This is a genomic window from Schwartzia succinivorans DSM 10502, assembly GCF_900129225.1.
In the GTDB taxonomy this organism is placed as follows: domain Bacteria; phylum Bacillota; class Negativicutes; order Selenomonadales; family Selenomonadaceae; genus Schwartzia; species Schwartzia succinivorans.
Genome location: NZ_FQUG01000004.1, coordinates 260,156 through 280,532 on the forward strand (window position 1 = coordinate 260,156; position 20,377 = coordinate 280,532).

General features: G+C 46.2%; 21 protein-coding genes. 2 read left to right on the forward strand and 19 right to left on the reverse strand.

What is annotated here, in order from left to right:
* Positions 1-386 precede the first annotated feature (386 nt).
* Positions 387-2,186, reverse strand: coding sequence for a methyl-accepting chemotaxis protein (locus BUA83_RS06065; RefSeq protein WP_072935303.1), 1,800 nt, complete (start codon positions 2,184-2,186; stop codon positions 387-389).
* Positions 2,187-3,175: 989 nt separating this feature from the next.
* Positions 3,176-4,084 (reverse strand): LysR family transcriptional regulator, encoded by a 909-nt coding sequence (locus BUA83_RS06070; protein ID WP_072935304.1) that lies wholly within the window; start codon positions 4,082-4,084, stop codon positions 3,176-3,178.
* Between the two features lie 154 nt (positions 4,085-4,238).
* Between BUA83_RS06070 and BUA83_RS06075 the strand changes: the two genes are divergently transcribed.
* A complete protein-coding gene (locus tag BUA83_RS06075; RefSeq protein ID WP_029544731.1) occupies positions 4,239-5,030 on the forward strand; it encodes an MBL fold metallo-hydrolase in 792 nt (263 codons plus the stop codon).
* A gap of 19 nt (positions 5,031-5,049) precedes the next feature.
* Here BUA83_RS06075 and BUA83_RS06080 read toward each other — a convergent pair whose 3' ends face one another.
* From BUA83_RS06080 to BUA83_RS06100, 5 genes are all read right to left on the reverse strand, one after another.
* Positions 5,050-5,751 (reverse strand): flavodoxin, encoded by a 702-nt coding sequence (locus BUA83_RS06080; RefSeq protein WP_094756499.1) that lies wholly within the window; start codon positions 5,749-5,751, stop codon positions 5,050-5,052.
* Positions 5,752-5,763: 12 nt separating this feature from the next.
* Positions 5,764-6,423: a flavodoxin family protein gene (locus BUA83_RS06085; RefSeq protein WP_072935306.1), complete on the reverse strand. Its 660-nt coding sequence runs from the start codon at positions 6,421-6,423 to the stop codon at positions 5,764-5,766.
* Between the two features lie 111 nt (positions 6,424-6,534).
* The gene (locus tag BUA83_RS06090; RefSeq protein WP_072935307.1) at positions 6,535-7,146 is read right to left on the reverse strand and encodes a flavodoxin family protein; all 612 of its coding nucleotides are present in this window, start codon (positions 7,144-7,146) and stop codon (positions 6,535-6,537) included.
* Positions 7,147-7,199: 53 nt separating this feature from the next.
* Entirely contained in the window at positions 7,200-7,754 is a 555-nt protein-coding gene (locus BUA83_RS06095; RefSeq protein WP_159430484.1) for a nitroreductase family protein, read from the reverse strand.
* Complete coding sequence (locus BUA83_RS06100) at positions 7,741-8,391, reverse strand: SDR family NAD(P)-dependent oxidoreductase (RefSeq protein ID WP_072935308.1); 651 nt, start codon at positions 8,389-8,391, stop codon at positions 7,741-7,743. The genes BUA83_RS06095 and BUA83_RS06100 overlap by 14 nt, the downstream gene beginning before the upstream one ends.
* 111 nt (positions 8,392-8,502) lie before the next feature.
* Between BUA83_RS06100 and BUA83_RS06105 the strand changes: the two genes are divergently transcribed.
* Positions 8,503-9,366: a LysR family transcriptional regulator gene (locus tag BUA83_RS06105; protein ID WP_072935309.1), complete on the forward strand. Its 864-nt coding sequence runs from the start codon at positions 8,503-8,505 to the stop codon at positions 9,364-9,366.
* Here BUA83_RS06105 and BUA83_RS12910 read toward each other — a convergent pair.
* The 12 genes from BUA83_RS12910 to BUA83_RS06165 all read right to left on the reverse strand — a co-directional run bounded on the left by BUA83_RS12910 (position 9,346) and on the right by BUA83_RS06165 (position 20,334).
* Positions 9,346-9,678 (reverse strand): recombinase family protein, encoded by a 333-nt coding sequence (locus BUA83_RS12910; protein ID WP_327288340.1) that lies wholly within the window; start codon positions 9,676-9,678, stop codon positions 9,346-9,348. The genes BUA83_RS06105 and BUA83_RS12910 overlap by 21 nt on opposite strands.
* A 51-nt stretch (positions 9,679-9,729) precedes the next feature.
* Positions 9,730-10,866, reverse strand: coding sequence for a M20/M25/M40 family metallo-hydrolase (locus BUA83_RS06115; protein WP_072935426.1), 1,137 nt, complete (start codon positions 10,864-10,866; stop codon positions 9,730-9,732).
* Between the two features lie 38 nt (positions 10,867-10,904).
* Positions 10,905-12,179, reverse strand: coding sequence for a C4-dicarboxylate transporter DcuC (dcuC, locus tag BUA83_RS06120; protein ID WP_072935310.1), 1,275 nt, complete (start codon positions 12,177-12,179; stop codon positions 10,905-10,907).
* Between the two features lie 307 nt (positions 12,180-12,486).
* Entirely contained in the window at positions 12,487-12,933 is a 447-nt protein-coding gene (locus tag BUA83_RS06125) for a DUF340 domain-containing protein (protein ID WP_072935311.1), read from the reverse strand.
* Positions 12,930-13,739: a DUF3100 domain-containing protein gene (locus tag BUA83_RS06130; RefSeq protein WP_072935312.1), complete on the reverse strand. Its 810-nt coding sequence runs from the start codon at positions 13,737-13,739 to the stop codon at positions 12,930-12,932. Before BUA83_RS06130 ends, BUA83_RS06125 begins: the two co-directional genes overlap by 4 nt.
* Positions 13,740-13,800: 61 nt before the next feature.
* A complete protein-coding gene (locus BUA83_RS06135; RefSeq protein ID WP_234988285.1) occupies positions 13,801-15,144 on the reverse strand; it encodes an amidohydrolase in 1,344 nt (447 codons plus the stop codon).
* Positions 15,145-15,325: 181 nt separating this feature from the next.
* Positions 15,326-16,582 carry an aminotransferase class V-fold PLP-dependent enzyme gene (locus tag BUA83_RS06140; RefSeq protein WP_094756501.1) on the reverse strand — a complete coding sequence of 419 codons (1,257 nt, stop codon included), beginning with the start codon at positions 16,580-16,582 and terminating at the stop codon, positions 15,326-15,328.
* 349 nt (positions 16,583-16,931) lie between these two features.
* A complete protein-coding gene (locus tag BUA83_RS06145; RefSeq protein WP_072935313.1) occupies positions 16,932-17,198 on the reverse strand; it encodes a type II toxin-antitoxin system RelE family toxin in 267 nt (88 codons plus the stop codon).
* Complete coding sequence (relB, locus tag BUA83_RS06150) at positions 17,195-17,416, reverse strand: type II toxin-antitoxin system RelB family antitoxin (protein ID WP_072935314.1); 222 nt, start codon at positions 17,414-17,416, stop codon at positions 17,195-17,197. The genes BUA83_RS06145 and relB overlap by 4 nt, the downstream gene beginning before the upstream one ends.
* Before the next feature lie 202 nt (positions 17,417-17,618).
* The gene (gene cobD, locus BUA83_RS06155; protein WP_072935315.1) at positions 17,619-18,680 is read right to left on the reverse strand and encodes a threonine-phosphate decarboxylase CobD; all 1,062 of its coding nucleotides are present in this window, start codon (positions 18,678-18,680) and stop codon (positions 17,619-17,621) included.
* A 3-nt stretch (positions 18,681-18,683) separates the two neighbouring features.
* Complete coding sequence (locus BUA83_RS06160; protein WP_072935316.1) at positions 18,684-19,547, reverse strand: GHMP family kinase ATP-binding protein; 864 nt, start codon at positions 19,545-19,547, stop codon at positions 18,684-18,686.
* Positions 19,548-19,569: 22 nt separating this feature from the next.
* Positions 19,570-20,334, reverse strand: coding sequence for an adenosylcobinamide-GDP ribazoletransferase (locus BUA83_RS06165; protein ID WP_072935317.1), 765 nt, complete (start codon positions 20,332-20,334; stop codon positions 19,570-19,572).
* Between the last annotated feature and the right edge of the window lie 43 nt (positions 20,335-20,377).

A 20,377-nucleotide genomic window follows, 5' to 3' on the forward strand; every position in this document is an offset into this window, starting at 1 on the left:
TCCACATCTCTCCTTCGCATAAAAAACTTTAACAACACTCATGTATTTTATTATGAATAGATTCCCCTAATGATGATAATTCGACAAGCACTGTAAAACTCCTTCTATAATTTCATCACAATCTTTAGGAAAAATAACCTATCCCGCATCATGCATTTTAAAGCGAAATTCCTTGAAAAATTGATAAATTTCAGAAGCAATTCTAAACATGTTCATTTATTTAAGACTATCGAACTATAACCAAGTCATTAGTATAAAAATATTATTAATTTCTGTCAACAATTTATTTTCTATCATAAGTTTAGTATTTACTTTTGAAACAATATCGATATGCATAAAAAAGAAGCCACCGCTGTATATAGCGATGACTTCTCTTGAAATTCTATTTAAATTTTGAATTTGACGACGGCATTCTGAAGATCTCCGGCCATTTCCGAAAGCTTACGGCTCGCCGTTGCAATTTCATGCATGGATGCCGTCTGCTCTTCTGTCGCTGCAGATACTGACTCAGCCTCGGAAGCAACACCTCTGCTCTTGTCGTCAATAGAAACAATGGCTTCTGTGATGTGGTCTGCGCCACTCTTCAGGTCTCCAACGAGTTCTGCCATGCGTTTGGAGGACTCAGCAACCTCGGATACCATTGTAACGATTTCATTGAAGGTTGCACCTGCGCTGTCTACCGCAACAGTACCTCCGTCGACCTTCTCAATACCCTGCTGCATAACATCTACAGCATTCTGAGACTCGTTCTGGATGCCATGGATAAGGTTTGCAATCTCGCCTGCCTGCTCACGGGACTGTTCAGCAAGCTTTCTCACCTCATCTGCAACAACTGCAAATCCACGGCCGTGCTCGCCGGCACGTGCGGCCTCGATTGCTGCGTTGAGTGCGAGGAGGTTTGTCTGCTCAGCAATAGCGGAGATTGCGTCAACAATCGCACCAATCTGTTTGGAGGATTCACCAAGGGAACCTATTACAGCGGCAGTCTTACCGACTGCTTCCTTAATCTGCTGCATCTGCTGTACAGCTTCGCTGATTGTCGCTCCGCCATTTGCGGCTGCGTCGCTTGTTTTCTGAATCTGCTGCGTGGACGAATTAAGACGCACAGCAAAGTCGTCCATATATTTCTGCAGATTTTCGGACTGCTCAGATGCATCTGCAACCAGCGTCGTCTGCTCTGCGCATGCGCTGGCAACATTTACGACGGAATTTGCAACGGACTCACTGACATCCGAGGACTGCTCTGCGCTTGAGGTAAGCTCCTGGGATGCGGAAGCAACGTATTCTGTCGATTCGCTGATTTTTCTCATCAAATCACTGATATTATCCTGCATCTTACGCATCGCGCGCGCCATGCTTCCGATTTCATCAGGTCTGTCAACAATTTCCTGCTCCATAGCCTTATCGCCCTGATTTTTACGGAAATCACCGCCGCCCATAGTAGCAAGACGTCCCTCTACATACTGAAGCGGACCGGAGATGCGGGCACCAATCCAGATAGCAAAAGCGATAAATACAACCATGAGAACAACAAGGCACGCAATCATCTGGATTGCCTGAGCCTTCAGCTCAGCTGCGGCCTCAGCTTCCTTTGCTGCGCACATGGTGTCAATATCATCAATCCACACGCCTGTACCAAGAACCCAGTGGAATGGCTTATACTCGACAGTGTAATTGCGCTTTGGAAGCGGTGTGGATTCGCCGGGCTTAGCAAACATGAGGTCTGTAAATCCGCCGCCTTCTTTTTTACCGTTCTGAATCATTTCCTGGATAAAAAGGCGTCCGCTTGGATCCTTTGAATTGATACGGGATTTTCCTTCCGTGTCGCGTCCGAGAAGAACAACGTTCACACCCTGATCAGTATCAATCCAGAAATATCCTTTTCCATCATCATAGCGCATATCGCGTACGATGTCGGCAGCAGCCTTTTTTGCCTGCTCCTCTGTCATCTTTCCGGCAACCTGAGCTTTGTGCATCTGGTCAATAACACTGACAGCAATTTCTGTTTCCTGCTTCAGCCTCATCTCAACAGCTGCCTCTGCCTCTTTGCGGAAATCCCTGATTTCACCATTTTTCATCTGAATCATTTCATAGGTGAAGATTGCGCCCAGCACAAATATCGACACCAGTGAAACACCGACGATTATCGCGATGAAACGCGTCTTCATTGAAGAAAAACTAAACATTCCACACTCCCCCTTAAAAGATATTGCTCTGTAATATTCCGAAGCGCACGGCTCTTACAGAGCATAATTTATGAATCCAAAGTTTACAAAACCAATTTTATTGTAAAAACGATTTTGTAAACCCTTACTAGTATAATTCTATGTACATAAAAAAAATCCTTCTAATTTTTTACTAAAAATTTGAAAAAAAGGATGCAGCGAAATATTCTTTCACTGCATTCCAGAAATATGACCATATAAGGTTTTCCTAACCAAAACCAATAAAATCAAACGTAATCATTTTGCAATCCTGTTTATTCCGTTGATATTATTTTATCAGTTCCTCCAAGTTTGCAGCAGATGTTGCAGTTATGCTCAGCATTGCAGCATTTTCTTCCGGGTGTGGGCTGCAGGTTCTGCTTTGCGAAACAATCTGCTCCCCCTTCATAACTGTGATGATAACAGAACCATCGGCCATCACACGCGTTATTGTCGTTGTTTCACCGTTTTGCTCTGTTTCTTTATCATAATCAGCAGGTCCCCTTTACCAGTAATTTTGATACAAAATAACGATGAACCCCCTTGCACCCCCCTACTTATCGTTAAGCAAGTATACCTCGGAAGCCGCACGGGACAAGGCTTAGAGAAAAAGAGAAGGGGGTGCATTTGCACCCCCTCGATTGGGATTTTGCACCCCCTAAATAATGTCTGCTAAATAAATGCTATATCCGCATTTCATGCTCTTGATTGGCCTGTTTCAAGGTATTATACGCATGAAACCAAGCCATTTTTCACATGATCATCACGGAAAATACACGGCTTTTGGACAGATTTCTTATTTTCGTATGCGGTTAAGGGAGCGTCTAAGCACATAGTCGCGTTGCCGTACAATGCTTTATGAATTATTTAGCAGACATTAAATACTAAAAAGGCATAGATTATCATGGTTCCCTTTACGGAAATCACCCGGGAAAATGTAGATCAATTCCGGTGAGAAGAATGAACAGCACTTAAGCTATTCTATCTTTACCATTTTCAGGAAGCCATCTAAGCAGGAAATCGCGGAAATTATGGCTGGCGTTAGTGAGTACAGTGGTCTTATCCCAGGCCAGGTATATGGTCTGACCTTGGTCATCTTCTGTGCCCAGTGGTTTCACAACAATATCTGGATGTGGATTCAGCATAGCGGCGTAGTCATAACCTATGTTTACAACCTGTTGCTGTAGGATCAGGTCAGCAATAAGCTGCTCATCGGCTGTTTCGGCTACAAGATCTATTTTCAGCCCGGGAAGCAGTATGTATTTGTCCATATTGTGACGGAAGCAATGATAAGCGCGCCCTTTACTGACAACTCTTGTGCCATCAAGGTCCTTATACGTGATTCTATCCTTCTTGGCCAGGGGATGGTCACAATGAAGACGGACGCAGTAATGGGAGAAGAACAGCGGTTCGCCGTAAAAGCGGGTTTGGTCAAGTTCTCCCGTTACAATGGCAAAGTTGCAATGCTTTTCCAGGACTCCTTTTAAGGCTGTGTCATCTGTGGTGTCAACTGTGCTGAGAATTATATCCGGAAAGGTACGATGAAAATCCCAAAGGAATTTGGCTCCTAAAAAGGCAAAGACATGGTCGAGAGCATAGACCGTAACCACACTTTTGGATTGCGAGGCTAACGTACGCATGCTTTCAATGCTGCGGTATTCTTCTAACAAGCGCTGGACATGGGGAAGAAGTGCAGTGGCATAGTCTGTGGGGGCAAGGCCGTGAGGATTGCGGATAAAAAGCAGTTGCCCCAGCTCGTCTTCAAGTGTCTTTATTATCTTGCTGACTCCCTGTCGTGATACATAAAGTTGGTTGGCGGCATTTTGGATATTGCCCTGTCGGTATACTTCCAAGAAATATTCCATTTGTTTTTGATTCATAATAGGCACTCCTTTCGTTTGTTTTTATTTTACAGCAATATTTTAGTTGCTACAATAGAGAACTTATTTGCTTGTCGCGGTGTAATAAGGGAATTATACTAGACCTATAACAACACGAACGCAACTTATTAGTGACGCAAAGGAGAGTATGACCATGAAGATGACACAAATCCGTAATGCTACCAATCGCCTCGAATACGCAGGCAAGGTTTTTCTTATAGATCCATGGTTGATGCCGAAACATCAGTTTTCTTTTATTGATGTGCCTGGCAGGCCTTATCATGTGCCGGATGAGATGAAGGAGCATCTTCTCATGCCCTTTTATGACTTACCTATGTCGATGGAAGAGATCCTGACAGGGGTGGATTACTATCTGGTAACACATTTGCATCCTGACCATATCGATATGGGCATGGACGGTACCGTTGGTGCGCCGCTGGACAAAAATGTTCCGGTCATTTGCCAAAATCAACAAGACGCGGAAGCTTTTCAGAAGTCAGGCTTCTGTGAGGTGATGGTGTTATCTGAAGATGGCATGATGTGCGGGCAGGCAAAGCTGACAAAACTACCAGCACGCCATGGAACCGTGGTTCCTTGTGGCGATGCGATGGGGGTAATGTTTGCCGCTGAAGGAGAAAAGACATTCTATCTGGCGGGCGATACGGTTTGGTATCCAGTAGTGGCTGATGTGTTAAAGCGTTACCAGCCGGAGGTGGTGGCGCTCAACTGCTGTGCTGCCGAGACCGTGGAAAATGGCAGGCTTATCATGGATGCTGAAGATGTCCATTGCGTAGCCAAAACTGCCCCGGAGGCCAGACTTTATCTGACTCACTTGGACAATGTGGCCCATGCTGCTCTTACACGCCATACGCTAAAAGGAAGTTTGGCAGAGCGCGGTGTGACCAATTATGATATGCCGCGAGATGGACAGGTAATAACTTATTGAGTCTGTTTAAACTTTTGATTCATCTTTCAGAGCGTAGCCACGAAACAATCTGTTCTCGTACCTTGTCCATGTCTCTTTTGTATATTTTTATCCCGTCAACAACATCAGCATTTGGCTCCAAATGCTGAATATATGATACAGTTCCCGCAAATCCTCCTCCACCGGAAATAACAACGGCAATGATTTTCTTTTCAGAAAAATCATAGGTATCGAAGAAGGAATATACCGGCATCGGCAAGTCACCCCACCAATTTGGATATACAAAATATATCGTCCGGTAGTCATTCAGGTTTTCCAAATGAGACGATAATGCGGGGCGTGTGTCCTCCGTTTTTTCACGCTTACCGACTTCTAAGATTTCCTCATACCCGGTAGGATATTTTCTGACGGTTTGGATAGGAAACAAATCTCCTTTTGTTTCTGTTGCAATCCATTCTGCCAGAACCTGTTCATCCGAACGAAAACCAACGCCATCCGGTTTCAGGCTCGGTCCGGTAACAGCGTCTATATTTTGGTCAGATGCTGTGTTAATCCCACGGGAAAAATAAATAACTAACGGCTTGGAATCTATACTGTCCTTAGATTCAGTTATTGAATTTGCGGAAGGCACGGCACTATTTGCCATAGCCTGTTCGTTTCTATTCCCACAAGCCGTAAAGGTGACCGCAAAAGCCGCCACGCCTACTACAAGTATCAGCCGTAAGAAACATTGACTTTTCATGGGATTGTCATCTCACTTTGATTTAATCATGAGTTCTTCGCCAATAGCAAAGGCTTTTTTGCAATCCTCAGGGAAATGCACATCCCGCCATGCTGCCTTTTCTTCTGGGGAGAACACTTCACAGACGTATTTGCCATAGTCGTCAAACTGATATGTATTGAAGGAGTGAAGAATCAGCGGCTTCTGAAAATAATTTTCGAGGAATATCTCAAAAAGCCCCATATACTCCCGATAGCCGTCGCGCAGCATCTCATCTTCCTTCACGTTCATTGTGTAAATGCAAGCCGTGGGAATCTTTTTTTGCACAAGGTTGGGGTAGCCGTGCTTATACTGCATATAAGGAAAGAAGAATCTCTCGTAGAATGCGTGAAGTTGCCCCGTGATGGTGCGGTAATAAATGGGAGAGCCAAATACCACCGCATCGGCATCACGCAATTTTTCCAACACGTCATACAAATCATCGCGAACAGCGCATTTCCCATAGCTTGCACCATCCTTGCGCTTGCAAGCAAAACAACTGCGACAGCCGGTGTATTTCAGGCTGTAAAGGTCGATCCGTTCTGCCAGCACATCAGGATCGGCTTTTTTTGCTCCCTCCAGTACCTTGTCAAGCAAGGTCGCCGTATTCTTGTTTTTGCGCGGACTTCCGTTGATCGCGTAAATCTTCTTCATAAACACTCCTCCATATACCCACAATCATCAAATGATACGTATCGTAGCAATGAGACAAGTGACAGCATGATTTTCTCCTATCGAACGAACCGTTGAATATTTCATTCTTTTTCAGCGTATGAAGTGGGTGAGCGTAATCTTCTCATATTCCGGGGATGCGCCTCCGGCTTTGATTCCATTCAGAAGCCACGCTATATTCTGTGCCAGTGTCCGCATGGTTTGAAGTCCCTCGGCATCTTTGGCCACATCCTCCGGCGTGAAGCCGTGTACCTGATTCCAGTATTGAGAGGTCGCTACTACCATATTGGTCATCTGAAAATACATATTGAGCCGCGTAAATGCCGCTGATGCGCCCCCGCGACGGCAGGACACCACGGCTGCGGCAATCTTTCCCGCGAACCGTCCGCTTGCACTGAACATGAAGCGATCGAGAAAGCTCGTGAGCCGACCGTTCGGTCCGTCGTAGTAAACCGGCGAGCCAACAACCATGCCGTCAAATTCATCCCATCTGGCAATTGTTTCATTTACCAGATCATTGAACACACATTTTCCCGTTTCCTGACATTTGTAGCAGGCAATGCAGTCCTGCATTGGCTTCTTGCCAAGCCAGAGGATTTCGGACTCCACATTAAGCTCGCCCAGCTTGTCAGCAACTTCCTTCAGCGCGGTAAAAGTGCAGCCTTTTTCATTTGGACTGCCGTTGATTAAAAGAATTTTTGACATCTCGCATCTCTCCTATCAAAAAAATTCATTGTGAAATTCCTGGCGAATATCTTTTATTTTTGCCCATACTTCTCGTAATGAACATTTTGCCAAACCAAATCTTTTTCCGTACGAGGGGATTTTGTTTCGCCTTTTTGTCCCAAGGCCACCACATTTAGTACAGAGAAATTATCCGGCACACCGAGGATTTGTCGGATTTCCTCATCGGCACTTTTCCTTTGTCCCTGCCGATTCCGCATGTGAATCCAGCAAGCCCCCACACCAAACTTCTCAGCAGCCAGCAGAACGTAGGTGGAAGCAATGGCCGCATCCTCAATCCAGAGTTCGCAGTCTGCCGTATCGGCCATGACCACGATGGCGGCATCAGCCGTGGGAAGCGGCCCTGCACCCATGCGCTTGCAACGTGCAACGGCCTCAATGGTCGCCCGGTCACGCAGGACAACAAATTCTATGGGATGCCGTCCCCAAGATGAGGGAGCTAAAAGTGCAATCTTCAAGATTTCTTTCACCACATCGTCCGGAACTCTCTCTCCCGTGTAACGGCGAATAGAACGGCGGTGACGTACCAATTCATACAAGGAATTTTCCTGACCTTCATTTGAAAACATACTCGATATCCTCCTGCTTCTCATAAAGCTCCCAGTATTTCTCCGCAATGTCGGCAGGATCATAATGAGTGCCCGGTGCAATGCTGCCCATGATAGTGACGATGCCCACATAGACTCCCTTTTCCTTCACTTCCTGCGACAGAGCAAATGTGAGTGCCCGAAGGGCTGCCTTATCCACGGAAACGCAAGTGTATTCTGCCATGGGATAGAGGGCGAAACCGCCGCCGGTGAAGAGAATAGCCCCGCTTCCCTTGGCAATCTGCTCTGGCAATACAAGATTTGCCGAATGAAGTGCGCTGGCCACATCCACCTGATAATGTTCCATGAGGTCGGAGCTTTGGAGTTTTGTGGGAAATCCCGCCGTCAGGATTGCGGCATTGTAAATAAGCACATCTACGCTTCCATGCTCCTGCCGTATCTTCTGAAAAGCCGCTGTCAGGGACTCGGTGCTGGCGGCATCTGCCGCATAGGTATAGGCTTCAATCCCCTGGGTTTTCAGTTCATCTGTCAGAGGCTCAAGTTTGTCAAGGTTTCTCGCCAACATTGCAACCTTGAAATCGTGCATACCGAATACCTTGGCAATGTTTACGCCCATTCCCTTGCCTGCACCTACCACAACAGCCAACTTCTTCTCCATGATAAATTTCTCCTCTCAATTTTGTGCCTTGATTGTATCTGTGTCTATTGTATGGTAGAATCCACATAAAGAAAAATATATTTTTGTTTATAGGAGGATAACTAAAAAGTTATGTTGACACATAATCTGCGAATATTCCTTGAGGTGGCCAATCGACAGAGCATCACCGAGACAGCCAATGCCCGCTACATCTCCCAACCCGCTGTCAGCAAGGCCATTCAGTCGCTGGAAAAAGAACTGAGTTTGAAACTTTTTCATCGTGACAAGAAAAGCGGCATGATACCCACGGAAGCGGGAAAGAAAATCCTCCTGCTGGCGCGGCAAATGGAGGACTTGGAGAACCGTATCTACCAGACTGCCTTCCGGGAGAACAACTTCATCGGCGGAAAACTCCGCATTGCGTCTGTCCCCGTCACCACAACGGTGCTGCTGTCCAAGGTTCTGCGGCAATACCGGGAGGCGTACCCTTATGTTACGGTGGAAATTAAAGAGGGCAGTCCCCTTGTTGTGCGGAAGATGGTGGAGGAACACGCCGTTGATTTTGCCGTTACTTACGCTCCTTTCGGCAACTTGGATGCCGAAATTCTCATTAGGGATGAAATGGTGGGCATATTGCCTCCGGATTCAGATACGGAAATTATGGAAATCGGCAAAGAGACAGAACATATGATTCTTTGTCGTGCCGGAATGGAAACGGTGATGGAGCGTCTGCCTTCCGAACAGAGGATTGATTTTAGCCGAAGTCTGCTGGTGCAGAATGCCGAAACTGTAGTGCGTATGGTGGATGAGGGTAACGGAGTGGGGCTTATCTCCAAATTTACACTATCTTCCATGTCGCACCATTTGCGGATTTGTCAAATACAGCCGACACTTGACACACAGATTGGCCTCCTTGCTTATGATTTAGCCGATCTGACTCCCGTGGCGCAGGAATTTGCCCGCATGATGCGGGAGTTATGCGCGGAAATGATGTGAAATGCAGAAACAGAGCGTAACAACTGCGCTCTGTTTTACCAAAATTATGAGAATGGCGGGATGGCTCTGCTCCACGAAGTAGCTGGGGACTTGCCCGGTGTTCTTCACTACCTTCTTCGTGAGGAAGTCCGGCGTGAAGGTCTTTTGGATGCGGGCGCAGCCCGTATACTTCTCGTTGTCGAGAATCCCATTGATATTGGCGGCGTTCCATTTGCTCTTGCAATTTAGCAAGTAAACATATACTTTATTCCGAAAATAGAAAAAGCCGCTTAACAATCTTAAGTTATGACAATTTATCTTATCACACAACAAAACGGAGCCATAATCAAAATCTTTTACATTCTGTCATGGCTCCGTTAATTTTTACTTTTTAAGCTCCGCGCCTTCTATGACAATCTGGAGTGCCCAGCGGGCAGCGTCATAGAGGTCTTTTTCTTTTATGTATTCTTCCTTTGTATGTGCATTTTCCATACCGACGGCAAGGACAACTGTGGGAACGCCGTATGTATTAAAATGATTAGCGTCAGAGCCGCCGCCGGATTCTTCAAGGGATACAGGGAAATCAAGCTTTTCTGCAGCTTTCTTCGCAAGCTGAATTGCCGGTGAATCTTTTTCCAACACATACGGCCCGTAATCAGGACTGACCTCTGCAGTGATTTTGCAGTTCACGGAGGCAGCACCTTTTTCGAAGTGTTCTACAATATCCTGGGTGATTTTATCAAGCTTTGCCTTATTGCGGCTGCGGCTTTCATAATAAATATCACAGGTATCTGCGACGACGTTTGTGGCACTGCCGCCGACGATGCGCCCTACATTGCAGGTTGTTTCTTCGTCTATGCGCCCCTGCGGAGCATCCGCCAGGAGCTTTCCTGCCGCGATTATTGCATTGATTCCGTTTTCAGGCGCAATTCCCGCGTGAGCTGCTTTGCCTTCTATATGAATGTGCAGCTGATTCTTCCCGGGAGCCATAAAGGTCATAGAACCTGGATGACCATGAGTATCCAAGGTAAAGCCGCAGTCGGAATGCAACAGGCTTGTATCAAGATTTTGCGAACCATGTACTCCGTTTTCCTCAGAGGTTGTAAAAACCACCTGCAGCGGACCGTGCAGAATATTTTTTTCTTTGAGCTGACGCAGTGTCTCAAGAACAGCCACTACTCCGGCCTTGTCATCTCCGCCAAGTATGGTTGTTCCATCCGAGCGTATTATTCCGTTATCCAGAACAGGCTTTACCCCTTCACACGGCTCAACACAGTCCATGTGCGCTGTCAGCATTATTGTCTGTATATTTTCATGGGCAGCATCTGAGGCTGGAAAATCCGCAACAAGATTCCCACAGTTTCCTCCAAGCTTTTCTCCTGCATTATCCTCATGCACCATGCCGCCCAGCTCGGTCAGACGCTTCGTCAAAAGGTCTCCGATTTCGCGCTCGTCATGTGTGGAGCAGCAGATTTTAACAAGCTCAAAGAATTCGTCCAATACTCGTTTTTCATCAATCACAGCGGTTTGCGGCATGACATTCTCTCCTTAACGTCCGATCAAAGTAAAATCATAAGTACAATAGCCGAAACAAGGCATGGAAGGAAGTTTCTTTTCGATACCTCAATCGGATTGACCTTTGCAAGCCCTGAGCAGATAATAGCCGCACCTGCGACAGGAGACATAGAGCGTCCCATAGCTCCCGCAATCTGCGCCAGAGAACCAAGGTCCATGATAGTCATTCCGAACTGTTCGGCGAAGGGTGTAACCGCGCCGTTGAAGGCAAATGCAGCCGCATCACCGGAGCCGGAGATAACCGCGATAAAGAATGGGCCGAAGGTGCCCGCTGCAGCAGCAATGGACTGAGAGCCCTTCATAAGTTCGGTCAGTGCGCCTGTAAGACCAACGGCTGCCATACCTGTAGTAAAGACGCTTGCACAGACAATCAGACCGATAACATCAGCATAAGCGGCGCCCATACCGGAAAAGAAGTTGCGGCATACCTCCTGTGCGTCGGACCAGGTAACGAGAAGACCAAGAACTACACCGATAATCATTGAAAGAGGAACTCCCATTGCAGGCAGAATGCCAACCTGTTTTGAGCCAAGAACCAAAAGGAGCAATGGAACTACAGGCACAATCGCCCGAAGCGGATTGACTTTGAAATTGCTCATCTGAAGGTGTTCTTCCTCAGCTACCTTCTCAAGATATTCTTTTCTTCTTTCGTCAGACGCGCCTTCCTTCATGAAATGCGCGTAAGCAGTCATCACGATAACACAGGCTATAGATGCAACCACCGAGGCAGGGGTTTCGTTGATAATGACTGTCATCATATCCGTACCTGCAAGCTCGGCAACAAACGGGTTATGCGCGTTGCCCGGGCTGATTGCGCTTCCCCACGTTCCCGCAAGAACAGTAGCAGCAGCCATTGCCGGATGTACACCTGCAGCTATCAAGGTCGGAATCATTATACTTCCAACTGCTGCCGAACAGCCCGCCGCTGAAGGAATTGCCAAGCTGATCCACCAGGTCAGCAAAAAGGACAACGGTACGAGCAATCCACGGCCTTTATTGAGCACACCGGATATGGACTGAACAAGATGCTGGTCGCACTGAGTAAGCTTCATAACATACGAAAAACCCATAACTGTACAAATTGTCGGTACTAATGAATTGTTTACCATCGCTTTGGTAAACGCCTTCATGATATCCTCCGGAAGGCCTCCGATAAGACACATAATAAGACCTGCACAGAATAGTATGAGCCGTGCTTCATATTTTTTCACAATGAGCACAAAGGTTAGAATTACCAGAATTATTCCGGCAATCAACATAAAAATACCCCCTACGAATCATTTCATATGTTCTATAAGCAAACCTTATCATATACTAAAGATGTCTACCTATAAAACACATTTTGTACTCAATTACTATACCATTTTTCTTTACAACTTATCAATAACAATCTCGATTTCCGTTAAATATAAAGAATTCCGGTGTAAATAATCTATTTTTCTCAAGCCATACTACAAGGAAAGCATTATTTTAGTCCATCTCCAATGTACTTACTTCACCCCTAAAACAGCAAAAGCTTCGGCTGATAATTCAACCGAAGCTTTTGTTACATATTTACAAAACAAATTAAATCTGTCCGATGGATTTCAGGATTACCTGCGCGATGATAGCGGAACCGATGTATGTTCCGATAAATACAACACAGGAAACAGCGATTATTCTCCAGCTGCTTTTTGCAAAAACATCAAGGTCCTTGCAAATTGCGATACCGGCGTAAGCAAGTATAGGCGTACAGAGCTGCAGGAAGCCTACCTTTGATACAGCGGCGTTAATAAAAGCTGCTGTCGGAAGTGCCGGATATGTCAAAATACATCCGATGGTAACGACATAAGCAACACCCGGAATACCTCCCGGAATCACCTTGCCGAGCCAAATTCCGACAAAGGCAAGCGCAATAAGAATAAGCATGCCGGGGATTGCTTCAACAAAAGCAAACTTTGTTCCAACGACGTTTGCAACCAGAGACATAATTCCGCAAACTACCAGCGCCTCAAGTGTTTCTGTCATTTTCATTCTGCATGCGCCTCCTTTTCAGATTCAGGTGCAGGTTCACCGTATTTTATACGGTACACCTTGCGATACAGCCACTCAGAGAGCGGAAGGCCCATCCAGATACTCATGTAAAGACCATCAAGTCCTGAAAGCATATTCGATGCCGCACCGAAAGCAGCGAGCTGGTCTGCCATTTCAGGGAACATCGCAGAAAGCGAACCCACAGCTGCTGACATCATGCTGGCAGAGCCGACACCTGCAGCCATAGCCAATGCATACGGATGAAGCGGAAGATACGCGGCCGCGAAGCTCGCCATGAGTCCGAAGAAAATCGTGCCGATAACAGTACCGGCAATGTAAACGCCCATAACGCCGCGACCTTCCGCAGCATCAAGACCGTAGCGCTCACCGATAAGAGCGACATTCGGCTCACGGGCAATGGAGTGCGCCGCGCCGATTGTTTCACGTTTGAGTCCGAGGAAAACTGCGACAGGTACGCCAACAAGAATCGTACCGAGATTTCCGAACTCCTGAAGAATAAGTGCAGGTGATGCGGCCAGGATTTTAGGCAGACTCGGTCCTACGAGCGTACCGTATTTTGCCATGAGCAGCATCAGAGTAACTCCAAGCAGTGAGCTTGCAGCGTTGATTTCAGTATCACGGGAAATTTTCAAAAACCGCGGTGCCGTGAGAACACCCATCAAAAGCGCGTACATCATCGGCAGCAGGACGATTTTTCCAACTCCCAGAGTGAACGCAATGTTGCCGATTTTTTCCGCAACAACGACTAACACCAGAACAATCAGATGAAGCCGTAAATTCTTCATAAGAATACCCCCTTATTTTTTATATATGATAACAGACAAAGGAAAAATCCTGTTGTCCGGGTTATTCTTCTGTTTTCTCGAAGTATCCGTCGAGTTTTTCGATGAATTCTTCTTTAGTCAGAAGCGGCTTATAATCCGCAAGAATTTTCTTTGCCTTGGCTGCATCCTCATAAAGAAGGTCTACAATAGTGCAGGCAAATGCTTTCGCAGGTGTAAGAACTGCCGCGTCGAAATCCGTTACAGTGAAGTCCTTCGTATGAAGCGAGCCGTCAACGCCGCCGATAAACGGATGAATCGCCGGCATGATATGAGAAAGGTCTCCCATGTCTGTCGAAGCCTTGAAATGTCCTGCGTCAATAATCTCAGTTTCAGGAACCTGTTCCTTTACATTATCCACAAAAAGCTCGTTCAGCTCAGCAGAGCAGTTAAGCGGAAGCATTCCCGGCATTGTCTCGATAATCGTCTTCGCACCTACTGCTGCGCCGCCTGCGCGGAGCGCAGCATCAACTCTTGGATGCGTGCTGTCAATAGCATCCATTGTTGCCGCGCGGACATAAAGCTCCATGCGTACATCCTCAGGAACATTATTCACAAGGTCTCCGCCCTTTGTAATAATCGGATGTACACGCACGACATCCTTCTCCTGAAATGTCTCACGCAGAGCATTGATTCCCATAATTCCGAGACATGCCGCATTCAGGGCATTTACACCTTCATGAGGAGCATTAGCAGCATGAGCAGAGCGTCCCACGTACTGTACAAGCTTCACAACAAAGCCGTTGCTGGACTGTCCGATAGCAACGGTTTTTCCCGGTGTATGGTCACGGGAATGCATCATCATAGCCATATCTACATCATCAAACGCGCCGCGGTAGATAAGCTCATCCTTTCCACAGAGGTAATGGAGCTTACCTTCCTGACGAAGCTTCTGGCGGTATGTGATTTCTACATATTCCTCTGCAGGAACGGCAAAAAACACCGCATCTCCCGAAAGCTCCTGCATAACTCCCGACTGTATAAGGCCCTGTGCCGCAGCCAGCATAGCCGAGGTCTGAAGAAAATGACCACAGGTATGCGCTGCTCCTGTAAGAGGATCAGCCTTTGGGCTGTCAGGAGTTCCTATGGCATCAAGCTCACCTATGACTGCAACCGTCGGACCTGCTGTCTTCCCCTTTACACGCGCCTTAACTCCTGTAAGCGCAAGTCCTGTTTCCGGAGACAGCCCCAGCTTTTTCATATATGCCTCAATCTTTGCAGCAGTCTTTGTTTCCTTATATCCCAGCTCCGGCGTGCTTTCTATATCTGCCGCCAATGCCTCGATTTCACTCCGCGCTGCATCAATCTTCTCACAAATAAGCTGTTTCATTTCTTCCTTTGTCACATAATCACCTTCGTATATAAACATTTGTCCACTTCCTATAACTTTTTAAGTATAGCACATTCAAATCTGCCGCTTCAATAGACTTTGCACCCAAAAAGCCGCATTGTCATAAAAAATAAAGGAATCATACGTCCAAGTTATCTGTTACAGTACAACATAAAAAACCGGCAGACACATAATCGTATCTGCCGGAATAAATATCATTTTACTTTTGTGCGCTGAGATCGTTCAGGAAATCCTGAAGCTTATCAAGTTTTACATGCTGCATAACAACGATATGGGACAACTCGCCTCCAAGACGCGCATCAAAATCCGGTGCAAGGTCATATTTCTCTACAATGGCCTTTGGCGGACGTTTGAAATAAACTGTGTTTGACATAGGTTCAAGCCATGCCTGCCATCCCATCTCATCCAGCTTAGCCTTAAGCCATGCAGCGCGCTCCAGCATACCCTGTGCCTGCTCGGTGAACCCTTTATCTCCATACTTACGTATAATCCATAAGAGCTTCAGCGGGGATAAAGCTGAACGGGAACAATTAATCATCGGCATGCTGCCGTCTAAATACGTGACATTGTACGGGTTCTGATTTTGTTTGACCTCCATTGTAGTGAGGAAAATACCCGCGGGCTCGTCCATTCCGAAGAACTTGTGACCGCTGACTGCTATTGAATCGAACGGATGAACCTTACGGTTAACAGCATCCTTATACTGTGTATATGGGAGATACCCTCCGAAAAGCGCAGCATCCACATGCCGATATACCTCAATATCAGGATATTTTGCCAGGACAGCGTTCAATGCATCCATATCATCAACACCGCCCTTGAAGGTTGTTCCCATTGCATAAACCATAAGTGCAGGACGATCCGGAACAAGTCTGCTTTCAAGCTCTTCCGGAATCATGCGGCCGTGCTCATCTGAAGGTACAAGCACAAGGTCAATATTCTGCACATCGGCCAGTCGCATGTTGGAATAGTGCGCCGCATCCGATACGTACATAACAGGCTTTTTCTGTGTTTTCTTCTCAAGATATTTGGAGCCGAAATAAATTCCGTGGCTGTTGCCGTCGGTTCCGCTAAACGTGACAATACCCCAAAGATTATTCAAATCGAAGCCATAATGCGGTCCGAAGAAATCAATGACAGCACGCTCGAATTTCAGCGCATTGAGGTGACCGCCTTCATGAATCTCAAACGGGTCTCCGGCGTTATTTACCATAGCCCTGTACGAATGAGAGTCCAGATACCATTTGTAAAACTCTGTCAGATGAATGTCATGATTGGCAGGATAGCCGAAATCATACGCCTTGTGCGTGTCAATGTACTCAGCATATTTATCAAGTACCGCCTGTTCCTCCGAGGTCGGAGCTGAATATGCTGTTCCGCAGGAAACCCCAAAAATGACCGCAGCAGCCAAAATACCTGCCGCTTTTTTAACCCCTTTAGCCTGAATAAATCTCATTCTTTTCCCTCCCGTTCAACTTGAACAAAATAATTTTTACACTAGGAATATATTTGACACAAAAAAAGAATTTCCTTCTTTTTAATCTTATTCATAAGTAAAAGCGGCAGATACCCTAAGATACCTGCCGCTTCATTTAGTTAAACTTATCCGGACCTTTACCAATCTTTTCGCACAAGACCTGATAATTATCTATGATTATTGGAAAAATTTTCTCCAAACTAAAAGACATCGCTTCATCTGCCAATCAGCAGTGAAACGATGTCTTTTGTGTTTTCAGTTATATACATGCCCTGAACCGGGGAAAAAACAATGTGGGCGTAAAAAAAGAGTCGGCAAAATCACCGACTCACTCGTAAATTTCTCGTCTATGTCCAACAGTCAAGGCCAATATGACAAGATTGCTGTCCTGTATATCGCAAATTATTCTGTAGTCCCCGATTCTATACCGCAATAGTCCGGCAAGATTCGCAGTTAAGCCTTTACCATGTAAACGCGGATTTTCGCAATTCACAAGATTGTTCTGAATCCACTGCTTTAAGATACGCTGAGTATACTTGTCCAGCTTTTTAAACTCCTTATCAAATCGCAGCGTAGTTCTTACTTGATAAATCATATATCAAGTTCCTCCCACAGTTCTTCAATAGGATGACTTTTCTTTCCGCCGGCTACGTACTCTGCGCGAGCCTCTTTAGCAACAATGACATCATACTCATCCTGAATTTTTTCGAATAATGCTCTTTTGAATGCTTCGCCTAATGATAGTGAATTAAGCTTTGCGTAGCTCTCCGCGAGTTTACGCTCTTCATCGCTAAGTCTGATTGAAAATGCCATAACCATCACCCCTTTTAGTACATCGTACTACATCATTGCTATTTATGTCAATTATTCTTCAATATTTCTACTTTTGTTTAAAATACATCAGTTATGATGTATTCTGTAAATATAGTATATCTTTCAATAATTCTCCACAACACAAAACCCTCCGATAAATCAAGGTACTTCCTGATTTATCGGAGGGTTTATTTTTCACTCATCACAGCGACCGCAAGGCCGCCAAAAGTTCTTCATTTTCTTCTCTTGTTTTGACCGCGACGCGGACAAACATATTATCCAGTCCCGGATAATTAGAGCAATCACGCAGGAGAAAGCCTTTTTTGCGCATCCGGGCACAGAACGCCGCGGAGCTTTCCCATTCTTCTCCCAGGCGGATAAGGATAAAATTGACCGTTGGTTCGAAGACCTTGAAGCCCTTAATCGTGCGAAGCTCGTTTGCAAATCGTACACACTCCTCCGCAACAAGCTTACGCGATTTTTTCTGATACTCCATATCCTTAAGTGCCGCGACACCTGCCCGCTGCGCGGGAAGGTTCACGTTCCACGGGTCCTTTCCCATGTCCATCTTCTTCACGCGTTTCGGGTTTGTAATTGCAAAACCGAGGCGCAGTCCAGGAAGAGCGTAAAATTTCGTCAGCGAGCGGAGTATTATGAGGTTGTCGTATTTCTCCGTAAGCGCCCGAACAGAATACTCATCCTCGTCCTCACGAAAATCAAGGAATGATTCATCTACGGCAACAATCGTTCCGGTTAATTCTGCTTTTTTAATGAGCTTTTCCAGTTCTGCACTTTTTAGCATATTACCTGTTGGGTTGTTCGGATTGCCTAAAAGAATGCAATCAATGCCCTCAAGCTCTATCGAATCCACGGAAAGAGCGAAATCCTCATCCTCCTTCAGTGTATGATAGACAACCTCTGCCCCTGCCGCCAGTGCCGCACGCTCGTACTCACTGAAGGAGGGTATCGGTAGCAGAACCTTTTTCGGATGCTCTGTATGAAAAAGCACATAAAAAAGCTCTGCCGCGCCATTTCCAAGTACAAAACACTCGGCAGGAACTCCGTAAAAGTCTGAGAGCACTTCCTTTAGTTCTTTTCCGTTCGGGTCAGGATAATGAATAATATCATCTATGGAATCTGCCACCGCAGACCGTACAGATGCAGCCAATCCCATTGGATTTATATTGGCACTGAAATCTCTCCAGCCGCCCTCAGGTGCTCCTTCACGATATACGTTTCCACCATGCACGAATCTGTTTTCCATAGGTTACCCCTTTTCTATGTCCGCACCGCCCGATATAAGCTCTGCGCTCTGTAAGAATGTAAGGTGCGGGAATTTCTGCTGTAAGACAGCTGCCTGTTTTTCCACAAAAAGTTTTTTCCTGTCAGGTGAAAACAATACTCCGAGTATCGTTCCGCTGTGCGCAACATTTATGCCAAGTGCTCCTAGAGCTCTTGCTTCCTCTATGATTTCCTTAAGCTTTGCTTTGTGAAGAATCGACTGATTTGCTACTGCGCTCTTTGTGGCAGCCGCAGCTATGGACGCAGCTGTACGCGGTTCAGACAAAAGCGCCAGCGCAGCATCCGTCTGTCGCTCATTTTTCTCACTGAGCTCCCCTAAATCCTTTCTCTGATGAAAGTCAAGGGTATCTACTGCTCCGCCTGTATCAAATATGGCTATCTGGATACGGGGCAATACTCCCAGTGATTCATAGCACTCTCCGGTCATGTGATTCAGGCGGACGACTCCGTCAAAAAAAATACCGTCCGTCGGCTCAATACCTGCAGCTATTCGAGATACCTCAGGCGCTGTGATTTCATGTCCGAACACCGCTGCTACAGCGTAGCATACTGCAGCTATGTCAGCACTTGATGAAGCCATCCCCTTTCCGATTGGAAGCTCAGAGGAAAGAGTTATACCATAGGGAAACGACGTTTCTCCCAGATAGTGCAGGGTACGTTCGAGGGCCTTTTCAGCCTTTGCTCCAAGACCGCGGTGTGCCATGTTTTCATCTGTTACGGTTACTGTCGTATATAAATTCACCGGGCATGTAACGAGGAAAGGAACGCCCTCCCGCGTCCCCTGTACAAGCTCGCCGCATGATCCCGGCACTTTTACTGTAAGCTTCATGGAGTTTCTTCTCCCATTCGTTCTATTGAATAAATCTTCCTGCGATAAGATATGTCAACAGCACAAGTGCTTCAGTAAGCGTAGCAGTCGCGCCGTATACATCTCCTGTCATTCCACCGATTCTTTTGGTCACGTAGCCTGCAAAGAAATATGAAAACGCCGTACCGACAGCAAGACATATATATGCAAGTATGCCGCATGGAACAAGCAGAATAAGCGTTGATATAAGTGCTATTATCAGAGTGTTGGCTGTCGAATAATCGGAAAACATTCTGCCAAGCCCGTCAGGACGCGCCAAAGGGAAGCGGCGTATTTCTATGACAACCATAAGCCTTGCTATAATCGGCATTATGAAAAGTGCAGGAACAAGCACAGACGGCTCCATATCCAAAAGAGTCCCCCACTCCAAAAGCATGAGTGCAACAAAGCAGAATACGGCATTTGAGCCGACGCAGCTGTCCTTCATGATTTCAAGCATACGTTCACGGGAACGTCCGGAGAAAACTCCGTCCATAGTATCCATGAAACCGTCGCAGAAAATCCCCCCTGACATGAGTATGGGGAGTACCAAAAGCACAACAGTCACGAGGTGCGTTGGAAGTGTCACTCCGCAGGAAGGCAAAAACACAGTCATAAGATATGCGGCACCGGCGTAAATTGCCCCCAAAACCGCACCTATAAGCGGAAAGTATTTTACACTTTCTCCGAAGTCCTGCTCCGTCCAGTTATCCTGTTTTACGATACAAAGACGCGTCAAAAACTGCAGTCCGATAAAAAAAGCACGCATCCAAAAGCTCCTTGATTTTGAAACGCGAAAACAGCTTTTCCCT

Coding starts and splice junctions, on each gene's coding strand:
- BUA83_RS06145 (WP_072935313.1), bottom strand. CDS start 17,198: ATGATTTATCAAGTAAGAACTACGCTGCGATTTGATAAGGAGTTTAAA.
- BUA83_RS06135 (WP_234988285.1), bottom strand. CDS start 15,144: ATGTTTATATACGAAGGTGATTATGTGACAAAGGAAGAAATGAAACAG.
- BUA83_RS06100 (WP_072935308.1), bottom strand. CDS start 8,391: ATGGAGAAGAAGTTGGCTGTTGTGGTAGGTGCAGGCAAGGGAATGGGC.
- BUA83_RS06160 (WP_072935316.1), bottom strand. CDS start 19,547: ATGAAGCTTACAGTAAAAGTGCCGGGATCATGCGGCGAGCTTGTACAG.
- BUA83_RS06105 (WP_072935309.1), top strand. CDS start 8,503: ATGTTGACACATAATCTGCGAATATTCCTTGAGGTGGCCAATCGACAG.
- BUA83_RS06065 (WP_072935303.1), bottom strand. CDS start 2,186: ATGTTTAGTTTTTCTTCAATGAAGACGCGTTTCATCGCGATAATCGTC.
- BUA83_RS06075 (WP_029544731.1), top strand. CDS start 4,239: ATGAAGATGACACAAATCCGTAATGCTACCAATCGCCTCGAATACGCA.
- BUA83_RS06090 (WP_072935307.1), bottom strand. CDS start 7,146: ATGTCAAAAATTCTTTTAATCAACGGCAGTCCAAATGAAAAAGGCTGC.
- BUA83_RS06070 (WP_072935304.1), bottom strand. CDS start 4,084: ATGAATCAAAAACAAATGGAATATTTCTTGGAAGTATACCGACAGGGC.
- BUA83_RS06095 (WP_159430484.1), bottom strand. CDS start 7,754: ATGTTTTCAAATGAAGGTCAGGAAAATTCCTTGTATGAATTGGTACGT.
- BUA83_RS06165 (WP_072935317.1), bottom strand. CDS start 20,334: ATGCGTGCTTTTTTTATCGGACTGCAGTTTTTGACGCGTCTTTGTATC.
- BUA83_RS06140 (WP_094756501.1), bottom strand. CDS start 16,582: ATGAGATTTATTCAGGCTAAAGGGGTTAAAAAAGCGGCAGGTATTTTG.
- BUA83_RS06085 (WP_072935306.1), bottom strand. CDS start 6,423: ATGAAGAAGATTTACGCGATCAACGGAAGTCCGCGCAAAAACAAGAAT.
- BUA83_RS06130 (WP_072935312.1), bottom strand. CDS start 13,739: ATGAAGAATTTACGGCTTCATCTGATTGTTCTGGTGTTAGTCGTTGTT.
- cobD (WP_072935315.1), bottom strand. CDS start 18,680: ATGGAAAACAGATTCGTGCATGGTGGAAACGTATATCGTGAAGGAGCA.
- relB (WP_072935314.1), bottom strand. CDS start 17,416: ATGGCATTTTCAATCAGACTTAGCGATGAAGAGCGTAAACTCGCGGAG.
- BUA83_RS06080 (WP_094756499.1), bottom strand. CDS start 5,751: ATGAAAAGTCAATGTTTCTTACGGCTGATACTTGTAGTAGGCGTGGCG.
- dcuC (WP_072935310.1), bottom strand. CDS start 12,179: ATGTTGATTGCCGGAATAATTCTGGTAATTCTAACCTTTGTGCTCATT.
- BUA83_RS06125 (WP_072935311.1), bottom strand. CDS start 12,933: ATGAAAATGACAGAAACACTTGAGGCGCTGGTAGTTTGCGGAATTATG.